Genomic DNA, 11,322 nt, shown 5'->3' on the forward strand with positions numbered 1-11,322 from the left:
GAATGTTCTGAAAAATTCCAAGACAACAAAAAAGGGCCCACCTTTCGGTGAGCCCTTCTAGACCGCCCAGCAGAGCGGATTATGTTTGGTAGGCGCGATTGGACTCGAACCAACGACCCCCACCATGTCAAGGTGGTGCTCTAACCAACTGAGCTACGTGCCTGCTGTGAGGCGGCATTCTACGGAATTCCGGAGGGGTGTCAACATCTTTTTTGCAGCTAACCCTATGAATATGCGAATTTTTTATTTGCGCGGAGCACGCCCGTGGATTTCGGGTGGCTGGCAGGCAATTTTCAACTCAGGTAGGATCGACGCACTCGTAAAAAATATAAAACAGAGGTTCCAGGATGGCGAACACCCCCTACCCCCAGTCGTATTACGCCGCGTCCGCGAATGCCGTTCCACCTCGCCCGGTGCTGCAAGGTGAGGTCGAAACCGATGTATGCGTGATTGGTGCCGGCTACACCGGCCTCTCCAGCGCGCTGTTCCTGCTGGAGAACGGTTTTCGCGTGACGGTGCTGGAAGCCGCCAAGGTGGGGTTTGGCGCCTCGGGCCGCAACGGTGGGCAGATCGTCAACAGCTACAGCCGTGATATCGATGTGATCGAGCGCAGCGTCGGGCCCAAACAGGCACAACTGCTGGGAGAGATGGCGTTCGAAGGCGGCAGGATCATCCGCGAGCGCGTCGCCAAGTACCAGATCCAGTGCGACCTGAAGGACGGCGGTGTATTCGCCGCGCTCAACAGCAAGCACATGGGCCACCTGGAGTCGCAGAAGCGCCTGTGGGAGCGCTACGGTCATACGCAGCTGGAGTTGCTGGACGAGCGCCGTATCCGCGAAGTGGTTGCCTGCGACAACTATGTGGGCGGTTTGCTGGACATGAGCGGCGGCCACATCCACCCGCTCAACCTGGCGCTCGGCGAAGCGGCGGCCGTGGAATCTTTGGGCGGCACAATCTATGAGCAATCGGCAGCCGTGCGAATCGAGCGCGGCGCCAACCCAGTGGTGCATACCGCTGAGGGCAAGGTCAGGGCTAAGTTCGTTATCGTCGCGGGCAATGCCTATCTGGGCAATCTGGTGCCGGAACTGGCAGCCAAGTCGATGCCCTGTGGCACGCAAGTGATCACCACAGCGCCTCTGGGTGACGATCTCGCAAAGACGCTGCTGCCGCAGGATTACTGCGTCGAAGACTGTAACTATTTGCTCGACTACTATCGACTCACCAGCGACAAGCGCCTGATCTTTGGTGGTGGCGTGGTGTATGGCGCGCGTGACCCGGCGAACATCGAAGCGATCATCCGTCCGAAGATGCTCAAGGCCTTCCCGCAGCTCAAGGACGTGAAGATCGACTACGCCTGGACCGGTAATTTCCTGCTGACCCTGTCGCGCCTGCCGCAGGTGGGACGCCTGGGCGAAAACATCTACTACTCACAGGGCTGCAGTGGCCATGGCGTGACGTATACGCACCTGGCCGGCAAGGTACTGGCGGAGGCGCTCAGAGGTCAGGCAGAGCGTTTTGACGCGTTTGCCGACCTGCCGCACTACCCGTTCCCGGGCGGGCAACTGTTGCGCACGCCGTTCGCGGCAATGGGCGCCTGGTACTACGGGTTGCGGGACAAGCTGGGTTTCTGACAGCGCGATGGGTGCCGGCAAGTCGGCGCCCATCATGAACCACCAAATCGCAGACACAAAAAACCCCGGTCTTTCGACCGGGGTCTTTGCTATCGGATCAAAGTAGCCAGAGGCTTGCTTTGTGCTTCAAGGCGTTCAGCGGGCCTTGAGACAGATATGGCGCAGCGGACGGGACTCGAACCCGCGACCCCCGGCGTGACAGGCCGGTATTCTAACCGACTGAACTACCGCTGCGTATCGCTTGACCGGATGAGCATAAAACCCTCAACCGTCTTTAAACATCTGATTGATCAGTCTAGGCTGTTCAATCTCAAGCCCGACGAATCAGACTTGGAAAATATGGCGCAGCGGACGGGACTCGAACCCGCGACCCCCGGCGTGACAGGCCGGTATTCTAACCGACTGAACTACCGCTGCGCGTCGGTGCAACCTTTAACGTTGCGTCTTGCCCTGGGGCAAAACTCTCAGGAAGTGGTGGGTGATGACGGGATCGAACCGCCGACCCTCTGCTTGTAAGGCAGATGCTCTCCCAGCTGAGCTAATCACCCTTTGCTTCGTTGAGGCCGCGAAATTTACGCAGGTATCGGACCTAAGTCAATAGCCTGCTTGAAGTTTTTCTGAAAAAGACAAAATTGCTTCAAGACGGCTACCCGCCCTACTCGCTGTAAATCATCTTCTTGCTCATGCCACCGTCCACGACAAACTCTTGCCCGGTGACAAACCCCGCCTGGCGCGACAGCAGCCACGCCACCATCGCCGCCACGTCTTCTACAGTGCCTACCCTGCCCGCCGGATGTTGCGCATGATCAGCATCACTCAACGGCTCGGCGCGACGAGCGGCCGGATCACGCGCATCGATCCAGCCAGGGCTGACCGCATTGACCCGCACTTCCGGGCCCAAGCTCATTGCCAGGGCGTGCGTAAGGGCCAGCAGGCCACCCTTGCTCGCCGCGTAGGCTTCGGTGTCCGGCTCAGACTGTCGAGCCCGGGTGGATGCCAGGTTGACGATAGCACCGCCATGGGCGCGCAGATAAGGCGCACAGTGCTTGGCCAGCAACATCGGCCCACTGAGATTCACCGCAAGCACCCGATTCCAGTACGCCAGATCGAGGCTTTCCAGGGTGATATTGCGCGGGTCAGCCACCGCCGCATTGCAGACCAATGCGTCCAGGCGCCCAAACTGCCCCAACACCTCGGCAACACCTTGGGCCACCTGCTTCTCGTCGGCCACGTCCATGCTGATAAACCAGGCGTTATCACCCAGCACCTTGGATACCTTGGAGCCACGCTCACGGTCCAGGTCGGTCAACACCACCTGCCAACCTTCGCTGATCAACCACGCAGCAATCCCAAGGCCAATGCCCCGCGCCGCACCCGTCACCAGCGCGACGCGCCCGTTACTGGCTGCCGCAGCCTCCATGGACCACTCGATCACAAGGCCGCCAGCCCGCGAGCCAGGTCAGCTTGCAAGTCAGCAACATCCTCAAGGCCGACCGCAATGCGGATCAGGCTGTCACGGATACCGGCCGCTTCACGTTCCTGCGGCGCCAGGCGACCATGGGAGGTGGTGCTCGGATGGGTGATAGTGGTCTTGCTGTCACCCAGGTTGGCGGTGATGGAGATCAGACGGGTCGCATCGATAAAGCGCCATGCGCCCTCTTTGCCACCCTTCACCTCAAAGCTCACCACCGCTCCGAAACCACGCTGCTGACGCTGGGCCAACTCGTGTTGCGGGTGGCTCTTGAGACCGGCGTAATGCACCTTTTCGATACCGTCCTGCTGCTCCAGCCACTCGGCCAAAGCCTGGGCGTTGGCGCAGTGGGCCTTCATCCGCAGGTTGAGGGTCTCAAGCCCCTTGAGGAAGATCCACGCGTTGAACGGGCTCAAGGTCGGGCCAGCGGTACGCAGGAAGCCGACGACTTCTTTCATCTGCTCGCTGCGACCCGCAACCACACCGCCCATGCAACGACCTTGGCCGTCGATGAACTTGGTCGCCGAGTGCACGACAATGTCCGCACCCAGCTTCAACGGCTGTTGCAGCGCCGGGGTACAGAAGCAGTTGTCTACGACCAGCATCGCGCCTTTGGCATGCGCCACCTCGGACAACGCAGCGATATCCACCAGCTCGGCCAATGGATTGGACGGCGACTCGACGAACAGCAATTTGGTGTTGGCCTTGATCGCCGCATCCCAACCGGAAAGATCCGCCAGGGGCACGTAGTCCACTTCGATGCCGAAGCGCTTGAAGTACTTCTCGAACAGGCTGATGGTCGAACCGAACACACTGCGCGATACCAATACATGGTCGCCCGCACTGCACAGGCTCATCACCACCGCGAGGATGGCCGCCATGCCGGTAGCCGTGGCCACTGCCTGCTCAGCGCCTTCCAGTGCCGCGAGACGCTCTTCGAACGCGCGCACCGTCGGGTTGGTATAGCGCGAATACACGTTACCCGGCACTTCGCCAGCAAAGCGCGCAGCAGCATCGGCCGCCGTGCGGAACACATAGCTGGAGGTGAAGAACATCGGGTCACCGTGCTCAGCTTCCGGGGTGCGGTGCTGGCCGGCGCGCACAGCCAGGGTATCGAAAGCTACGCCATCGAGGTCGCTGTCCAACCGACCGGCATCCCATTCCTGACTCATGCTGCGACTCCTTACTCAATTCTTTATTTAAGATACAAAACCGGCCCCTCAGGGCCGGTTGTCACTCAGTTGTTGTACAGGTCGATGATCGCGCTGACCGCCTGGGTCTTGATCTTCGACGAATCGTTACGCGCCTGCTCAATCTTGTTCAGGTAGGCCTCGTCGACATCACCGGTCACATACTTGCCGTCGAACACGGCGCAGTCGAACTGGTCGATCTTGATTTTGCCACCACCCACCGCCTCGATCAGGTCCGGCAGGTCCTGGTAGATCAGCCAATCAGCGCCGATCAGGTCGGCCACGTCCTGGGTCGAACGGTTGTGAGCGATCAGCTCATGGGCGCTCGGCATGTCGATGCCGTAGACGTTCGGGTAACGCACGGCAGGCGCTGCGGAACAGAAGTACACGTTCTTCGCGCCGGCTTCGCGGGCCATCTGGATGATCTGCTTGCAGGTAGTCCCGCGCACGATGGAGTCATCCACCAGCATTACGTTCTTGCCGCGAAACTCCAGCTCGATGGCGTTGAGCTTCTGACGCACCGACTTCTTGCGTGCAGCCTGGCCGGGCATGATGAAGGTACGGCCGATGTAGCGGTTCTTCACGAAGCCTTCGCGGAACTTGACGCCCAAGTGGTTCGCCAGCTCAAGCGCAGCGGTGCGGCTGGTGTCCGGGATCGGGATCACCACGTCGATGTCGTGCTCAGGACGCTCGCGCAGGATCTTCTCGGCCAGCTTCTCGCCCATGCGCAGACGCGCCTTGTAGACCGAAACACCGTCGATGATCGAATCCGGACGCGCCAGGTAGACGTGTTCGAAGATGCACGGGGTGAGTTTAGGTGCCACGGCGCACTGACGGGTGTGCAGCTTGCCGTCTTCGGTGATGTACACCGCTTCGCCCGGCGCGAGGTCGCGGATCAGGGTGAAGCCCAGCACGTCCAGGGACACGCTTTCGGACGCGATCATGTATTCGACGCCTTCGTCGGTGTGACGCTGGCCGAACACGATCGGACGGATGCCATGCGGGTCACGGAAGCCGACGATGCCATAACCGGTAACCATGGCCACCACGGCGTAACCACCGACGCAACGGTTGTGCACGTCAGTGACGGCGGCGAACACGTCTTCTTCGGTCGGCTGCAGCTTGCCGCGCTGGGCCAGCTCATGAGCGAACACGTTGAGCAGCACTTCCGAGTCGGAGCTGGTGTTGACGTGGCGCAGGTCAGATTCGTAAATCTCCTTGGCCAGTTGTTCAACGTTGGTCAGGTTACCGTTATGCGCCAGGGTGATGCCGTAAGGCGAGTTGACGTAAAACGGTTGAGCTTCGGCCGATGTCGAGCTACCGGCGGTCGGGTAACGCACATGGCCAATGCCCATGTGCCCGACCAGGCGCTGCATGTGACGCTGATGGAACACGTCACGCACCAGGCCATTGTCCTTGCGCAGGAATAACCGGCCGTCGTGGCTGGTCACAATACCGGCAGCGTCCTGGCCGCGGTGCTGGAGGACGGTTAGCGCGTCATACAGCGCCTGATTGACGTTCGACTTACCGACGATACCGACGATGCCACACATGCGACGCAACCCCTACTTAATGAATCTTGACTGAACACAGCTTACTGAGGCGTTTTGGCCGGCAAGAGGTGTTCCTTGAACGGAAGATCAGCGGGTACGCTGATTCCGCTGGCCAGCCACTGACTGCTCCACCCCAAAATGAGGTTCTTGGACCAATCTGCAACCAATAGAAATTTTGGCACGAGTACCGACTCCTGCCACCACGAATCCTGCTGTACCGGCCCCAGGCTCAACAGCCCGACCGCCACGACCACCAGCAACGCGCCACGCGCGGCGCCGAAGGCCATGCCGAGAAATCGATCGGTCCCGGAGAGGCCGGTGACACGTATCAACTCGCCGATAAGATAATTGACCATTGCTCCCACCAGCAGCGTGGCGATGAACATGATGGCGCAGCCCGCGATGACGCGAGCCGAAGGTGTCTCGATGTATACGGCCAGGTAGACCGACAATGAACCGCCGAACATCCAGGCTACGACTCCTGCGATGATCCAGGTCAGCAACGACAGTGCTTCTTTTACGAAGCCGCGGCTTAGACTGATCAAAGCGGAGATGGCGACGATTGCGACGATCGCCCAATCAACCCAGGTAAATGGCACAGTTCAGCCTACGGACAGATGAGGCGGCGCATTTTAGCAGAGCGTCGGGCTGTCGGTAAGCTGTGATTGTCAGTGCCTTGCAAATCAGTAGTTTGGGGCGAGCGAATCCGATCTCAACCCCACATTTGACCCGCATTTCCAACCGGAATCGGCAGTTACTCAGCCGCGCTCAGGCTGGAAACGGGTGACAAACCCCTTGAGGTTCTGCTGGCGATCCAGCAAGTCTCGCAGGCGATCCGCTTCAGCACGCTCGATCAGCGGCCCGATAAACACACGGTTCTTGCCATCGGCGCTGCGGATATAGGCGTTATAACCCTGGCTGCGCAGTTTCTTCTGCAAAGCGTCAGCACCTTCGCGATTGCCCAGGCTGGCCACTTGAATCGACCAACTGATCGGCAGGCCATTCGGATCAATACGGCTCTGCCCCACATCCGGCTTGCCCGGTGCAGCCGGTTGCGGCGCTACTGGCTTAGGTGCGGGCGCAGGCGCGGCAGGCTTGGCCGCCACGATCGGCGCAGGTGCCGGCTTGACCACCGGCACGCTCGGCTGAACCGGCATCGATGGAGCTTGCTGGGCGGCAACCTCCGCATCGCTCGGCACCGGCTCTTCTTCCGGCAAGGCCTGGGGCTCAGGCACCACCACCGGTTCAACCTGCACTTGCGGCACCGCCGGCGCCTGTGGCGCAGACGGCGCTTCGACGACCACTTGGCGCTCTTCGTCCTGACGCGAGAACAGCATCGGCAGGAAAATCACCGCCAACGCCACCAACACCAGGGCTCCGACCATTCGCTGCTTGTATGCGCTATCCAGTAATGCCATGTGCAGCTTCCTCCGTGGAGCGCCGGGCCAACCACTCAAGCGCCTCGGCAACACAATAAAATGACCCGAACAACAGAATCTCATCATCGGGGGTGGCAAGGGCGCACTGTGCTTCAAGGGCAGCGGTCACGCTTGCATACGACGCCACCGACGCACCAAGGTTCTGCAAGGCCACTTCCAGCTCGGCGGCCGGACGGCTGCGCGAGGTATCAAGTGGCGCCACGGCCCATGCCTGGACATTGCCCAGCAAGGGTGCAACCACACCCCCCAGGTCCTTATCGGCCAGCAAGCCAAAGACTGCAAGGCGACGACCGACCGGCGGCGTGCGCGACAGGCGCTGCGCCAGGTACTCGGCCGCATGGGGGTTATGCCCCACGTCCAGCAACAGGTTCAGGCGCTTGCCTTGCCATTGGAACTCACGACGATCCAATCGCCCGACTACACGTGTCGCCAGCAAGGTGGCAGCAATCTGCTCAGCATTCCACGGCAGATCCAGCAGTAGATAGGCCTGCAGTGCGAGCGCGGCGTTTTCCATTGGCAGGTTCAGCAGCGGCAGGTCGCACAGCTCTACGGCCTGGCCGCGAGCATCGTGCCCACGCCATTGCCAGTGCTGCGCACCGATTTCCAGATTGAAGTCGCGACCGCGCAGGAAAAACGGGCAATCCAGCTCGCGCACCTTGTCGAGCAAGGTATGCGGCGGATCCAGATCACCGCACAGCGCAGGCTTGCCCTGACGGAAAATCCCGGCCTTTTCATAGGCCACGGATTCGCGGGTATTGCCCAGGTAGTCGGCATGATCCACACCAATGCTGGTGACCAACGCCAGGTCGGCATCCACCACGTTGACCGTGTCAAGGCGCCCGCCCAGGCCGACTTCCAGCACCACCACATCGAGTTGCGCACGCTCGAACAGCCAGAACGCTGCCAGAGTGCCCATTTCGAAGTAGGTCAGGGAAATCTCGCCCCGACCGGCATCGAGCGCGGCGAAGGCTTCGCAGAGTTGCTCATCGGTGGCTTCGACACCATTGAGCTGCACCCGCTCGTTGTAACGCAGCAGGTGCGGGGAATTGTAGACGCCGACTTTCAGCCCTTGGGCCTGTAGCAACGACGCGACAAAGGCACAGGTAGAGCCTTTGCCGTTGGTGCCGGTCACCGTGATCACACGGGGTGCCGGCCGGCCCAACCCGAGGCGGGCCGCTACCTGTTGCGAGCGCTCCAGGCCCATGTCGATGGCGGACGGATGCAACTGCTCAAGGTAGGCGAGCCATTCGCCCAGGGTACGTTGGGTCATAGGTTTGCAGGCACCGGCGGCACGACGATTGGTTCAACTTTAGGCGCGACGTACACAGGCGTCGGCAGGCCCATCATTTGTGCAAGCAGATTGCCCAAGCGCGGACGCAGCTCACCGCGCGGGATGATCAGGTCAATCGCACCGTGCTCCAGCAGGAATTCGCTGCGCTGGAAGCCCTCAGGCAGTTTTTCACGTACGGTCTGCTCGATCACACGCGGGCCGGCAAAGCCGATCAGCGCCTTTGGCTCGCCGACGATCACGTCACCCAGCATCGCCAGGCTGGCGGAAACGCCGCCGTAGACAGGGTCGGTCAGCACGGAGATGAACGGGATGCCTTCTTCACGCAGACGCGCCAGCACCGCAGAGGTCTTGGCCATTTGCATCAGGGAGATCAGGGCTTCCTGCATGCGCGCACCACCGGAGGCGGCGAAGCAGATCATCGGGCAACGGTTTTCCAGGGCATAGTTGGCGGCGCGGACAAAGCGCTCACCGACGATGGCACCCATGGAGCCGCCCATGAAGGAGAACTCGAACGCCGACACCACGACAGGCATGCCCAGCAGTTTGCCGCTGACGGAAATCAGCGCGTCCTTCTCGCCGGTCTGCTTCTGCGCGCCGACCAGACGGTCCTTGTACTTCTTGCTGTCGCGGAACTTGAGGCGGTCAACTGGCTCCAGGTCGGCACCCAGCTCGTTGCGGCCTTCGGCGTCCAGGAAAATGTCGATGCGGGCGCGGGCGCCGATACGCATGTGGTGGTTGCACTTGGGGCAAACGTCCAGGGTCTTTTCCAGCTCCGGACGGTACAACACCGCGTCGCAGGATGGGCACTTGTGCCACAGACCTTCAGGAACCGAGCTTTTTTTCACCTCGGAACGCATGATCGAAGGGATCAGTTTGTCTACTAACCAGTTGCTCATGCTTTCTTTCTCCAGTACCGGTGGCTTGAACACAGCCCCGCGTATGCCCTTGAGCTAAATTCATATGTGGCGATGACACATGCTGGACGGGGTCAGACTTTCGACCGGCCTTTTCCCGCATGCCTCCTCAGCCTTCCAGACAACCTGCCAGTGCAGGGTTGCCACTTCGTTTCCAGGCCACCCTCAGGCGGCGCCGGGCTGTTTTACACAGTGGTAGTTATGGACGGCGGCAGACTGCCAGCCGTCACATCCCGCGCACAGCTTGCATAAATGCGCGAATCTTGTCGTGATCCTTGATGCCCTTGCCCTGCTCCACGCCGCCGCTGACATCCACGGCATAAGGCCGCACCTGCTCTATCGCTGCCCGGACATTGCCGGGGTTGAGCCCGCCAGCCAGGATGATCGGCTTGCTCAAGCCAGCAGGGATCAGCGACCAATCGAACGCTTCGCCGGTGCCACCGGGCACGCCTTCGACATAGGTATCGAGCAGAATCCCGCGAGCGCTACCATAGGCCGCACACGCTGCCGCGATGTCATCCCCGGCCTTCACGCGCAACGCCTTGATATACGGACGTTGGTAGCTCTCACATTCGTCCGGCGTTTCGTCGCCGTGGAACTGCAGCATATCCAGCGGTACGGCATCCAGGGTTTCGTTGAGCTCGCAACGACTGGCGTTGACGAACAACCCCACGGTGGTCACGAACGGCGGCAAGGCGGCGATGATCGCCCGCGCCTGCAACACGTTCACCGCCCGCGGGCTCTTGGCATAGAACACGAAACCGATGGCGTCCGCCCCTGCCTCGACTGCCGCCAGCGCGTCTTCTATGCGGGTAATCCCGCAAATCTTGCTGCGAACGGCTGACATGTCGTGGAAACCCCAGGGATTGGACCGAGAAAGTCCCGGATGGTAACAAAAGCTTTTCCGGGCGTCAGCCGCCAAGTTCGCTGAAACCTGTGAGGAAGTGTGGCCCGATGAAACGTTCCGGTAATTGGAACTCGTCGCGGTACTCCACATCCACCAGGTAAAGGCCGAACGGATGCGCCGTGACCCCGCCCGTACGGCGGACACGGCTTTCCAGCACTTCCTTGGCCCACTCCACCGGACGCTCGCCGGTGCCGATGGTCATCAGCACCCCGGCAATGTTTCGAACCATATGGTGCAGGAACGCACCGGCGCGAATATCCAGCACGATCATCTTGCCGTGACGGGTCACCCGCAGATGATGGACTTCCTTGATCGGCGACTTCGCCTGGCACTGGCCGGCACGGAAGGCGCTGAAATCGTGCACACCCACCAGATGCTGCGCGGCCTCGGCCATGCGCTCGGCGTCGAGCGGGCGATGGTTCCAGGTAATTTCTTCGTTGAGGTGCGCCGGACGGATCTGGTCGTTGTAGATCACATAGCGATAACGCCGGGCGATGGCCTTGAAGCGCGCATGAAAATGCGCCGGCATGACCTTGGCCCAACTGACGCTGACGTCATGGGGCAAATTGATATTAGCGCCCATCACCCAGGCCTTCATGGACCGTTCAGCCTGGGTGTCGAAGTGCACCACCTGACCACAGGCATGCACGCCCGCATCGGTACGCCCGGCGCACATCAGCGACACCGGCGAATCGGCGACTTTCGACAGTGCTTTCTCCAGGGTTTCCTGCACCGTCAGTACACCAGACGCCTGACGCTGCCAGCCGCGATAGCGCGAGCCTTTGTATTCCACGCCCAGGGCGATGCGGTAAAAGCCTGCGGCCGCCATTTCGGCGGCCGCGTTATCTATATTTGCCAAGAACTGAGAGCCTGATGAGTTGCGCAAAGGCGGCCATTATGCCGATTTGTGCGGGTGCCCACAAAAG

General features: G+C 60.9%; 10 protein-coding genes and 4 tRNA genes. 1 reads left to right on the top strand and 13 read right to left on the bottom strand.

Features of this window, described 5'->3' with window-relative positions; genetic code table 11:
• Positions 1-86: 86 nt before the first annotated feature.
• A tRNA-Val gene (locus tag ACP7EW_RS03445) sits at positions 87-163 on the bottom strand.
• 184 nt (positions 164-347) lie between these two features.
• On the opposite strand from ACP7EW_RS03445, the gene ACP7EW_RS03450 reads away from it, so the two are divergent.
• The gene (locus tag ACP7EW_RS03450; protein ID WP_426215322.1) at positions 348-1,631 is read left to right on the top strand and encodes an NAD(P)/FAD-dependent oxidoreductase; all 1,284 of its coding nucleotides are present in this window, start codon (positions 348-350) and stop codon (positions 1,629-1,631) included.
• A 157-nt stretch (positions 1,632-1,788) separates the two neighbouring features.
• Here ACP7EW_RS03450 and ACP7EW_RS03455 read toward each other — a convergent pair.
• The 12 genes from ACP7EW_RS03455 to truA all read right to left on the bottom strand — a co-directional run bounded on the left by ACP7EW_RS03455 (position 1,789) and on the right by truA (position 11,225).
• Positions 1,789-1,865, bottom strand: a tRNA-Asp gene (locus tag ACP7EW_RS03455).
• 106 nt (positions 1,866-1,971) lie between these two features.
• Positions 1,972-2,048: transfer RNA gene (locus ACP7EW_RS03460), tRNA-Asp, on the bottom strand.
• A 55-nt stretch (positions 2,049-2,103) separates the two neighbouring features.
• Positions 2,104-2,179: transfer RNA gene (locus tag ACP7EW_RS03465), tRNA-Val, on the bottom strand.
• Between the two features lie 107 nt (positions 2,180-2,286).
• Positions 2,287-3,051 carry an SDR family oxidoreductase gene (locus tag ACP7EW_RS03470; protein WP_033901791.1) on the bottom strand — a complete coding sequence of 255 codons (765 nt, stop codon included), beginning with the start codon at positions 3,049-3,051 and terminating at the stop codon, positions 2,287-2,289.
• 11 nt (positions 3,052-3,062) lie between these two features.
• Positions 3,063-4,274 carry an O-succinylhomoserine sulfhydrylase gene (locus ACP7EW_RS03475; RefSeq protein WP_033901792.1) on the bottom strand — a complete coding sequence of 404 codons (1,212 nt, stop codon included), beginning with the start codon at positions 4,272-4,274 and terminating at the stop codon, positions 3,063-3,065.
• A gap of 65 nt (positions 4,275-4,339) precedes the next feature.
• Positions 4,340-5,845, bottom strand: coding sequence for an amidophosphoribosyltransferase (gene purF / locus ACP7EW_RS03480; protein ID WP_015884965.1), 1,506 nt, complete (start codon positions 5,843-5,845; stop codon positions 4,340-4,342).
• Between the two features lie 41 nt (positions 5,846-5,886).
• On the bottom strand, positions 5,887-6,444 hold the full coding sequence (locus ACP7EW_RS03485) for a CvpA family protein (RefSeq protein ID WP_426215324.1): 558 nt from the start codon (positions 6,442-6,444) through the stop codon (positions 5,887-5,889).
• Between the two features lie 159 nt (positions 6,445-6,603).
• Positions 6,604-7,263 (bottom strand): SPOR domain-containing protein, encoded by a 660-nt coding sequence (locus ACP7EW_RS03490; protein WP_426215326.1) that lies wholly within the window; start codon positions 7,261-7,263, stop codon positions 6,604-6,606.
• Positions 7,247-8,554 (bottom strand): bifunctional tetrahydrofolate synthase/dihydrofolate synthase, encoded by a 1,308-nt coding sequence (gene folC, locus ACP7EW_RS03495; RefSeq protein ID WP_426215328.1) that lies wholly within the window; start codon positions 8,552-8,554, stop codon positions 7,247-7,249. The genes ACP7EW_RS03490 and folC overlap by 17 nt, the downstream gene beginning before the upstream one ends.
• Positions 8,551-9,471, bottom strand: coding sequence for an acetyl-CoA carboxylase, carboxyltransferase subunit beta (accD, locus tag ACP7EW_RS03500; RefSeq protein WP_016976632.1), 921 nt, complete (start codon positions 9,469-9,471; stop codon positions 8,551-8,553). Before accD ends, folC begins: the two co-directional genes overlap by 4 nt.
• 244 nt (positions 9,472-9,715) lie before the next feature.
• Positions 9,716-10,336: a phosphoribosylanthranilate isomerase gene (locus tag ACP7EW_RS03505; protein ID WP_426215330.1), complete on the bottom strand. Its 621-nt coding sequence runs from the start codon at positions 10,334-10,336 to the stop codon at positions 9,716-9,718.
• Between the two features lie 64 nt (positions 10,337-10,400).
• Positions 10,401-11,225 carry a tRNA pseudouridine(38-40) synthase TruA gene (gene truA / locus ACP7EW_RS03510; protein WP_177076726.1) on the bottom strand — a complete coding sequence of 275 codons (825 nt, stop codon included), beginning with the start codon at positions 11,223-11,225 and terminating at the stop codon, positions 10,401-10,403.
• Positions 11,226-11,322 lie beyond the last annotated feature (97 nt).

The organism is Pseudomonas sp. DWRC2-2 (assembly GCF_049897885.1).
GTDB classification, from domain to species: domain Bacteria; phylum Pseudomonadota; class Gammaproteobacteria; order Pseudomonadales; family Pseudomonadaceae; genus Aquipseudomonas; species Aquipseudomonas azotoformans_A.

Bases quoted from the DNA above. Each gene is read 5' to 3' on its own strand.
- ACP7EW_RS03475 (WP_033901792.1), bottom strand. From the start codon at position 4,274: ATGAGTCAGGAATGGGATGCCGGTCGGTTGGACAGCGACCTCGATGGC.
- truA (WP_177076726.1), bottom strand. From the start codon at position 11,225: ATGGCGGCCGCAGGCTTTTACCGCATCGCCCTGGGCGTGGAATACAAA.
- ACP7EW_RS03490 (WP_426215326.1), bottom strand. From the start codon at position 7,263: ATGGCATTACTGGATAGCGCATACAAGCAGCGAATGGTCGGAGCCCTG.
- folC (WP_426215328.1), bottom strand. From the start codon at position 8,554: ATGACCCAACGTACCCTGGGCGAATGGCTCGCCTACCTTGAGCAGTTG.
- purF (WP_015884965.1), bottom strand. From the start codon at position 5,845: ATGTGTGGCATCGTCGGTATCGTCGGTAAGTCGAACGTCAATCAGGCG.
- ACP7EW_RS03450 (WP_426215322.1), top strand. From the start codon at position 348: ATGGCGAACACCCCCTACCCCCAGTCGTATTACGCCGCGTCCGCGAAT.
- ACP7EW_RS03470 (WP_033901791.1), bottom strand. From the start codon at position 3,051: ATGGAGGCTGCGGCAGCCAGTAACGGGCGCGTCGCGCTGGTGACGGGT.
- ACP7EW_RS03505 (WP_426215330.1), bottom strand. From the start codon at position 10,336: ATGTCAGCCGTTCGCAGCAAGATTTGCGGGATTACCCGCATAGAAGAC.
- accD (WP_016976632.1), bottom strand. From the start codon at position 9,471: ATGAGCAACTGGTTAGTAGACAAACTGATCCCTTCGATCATGCGTTCC.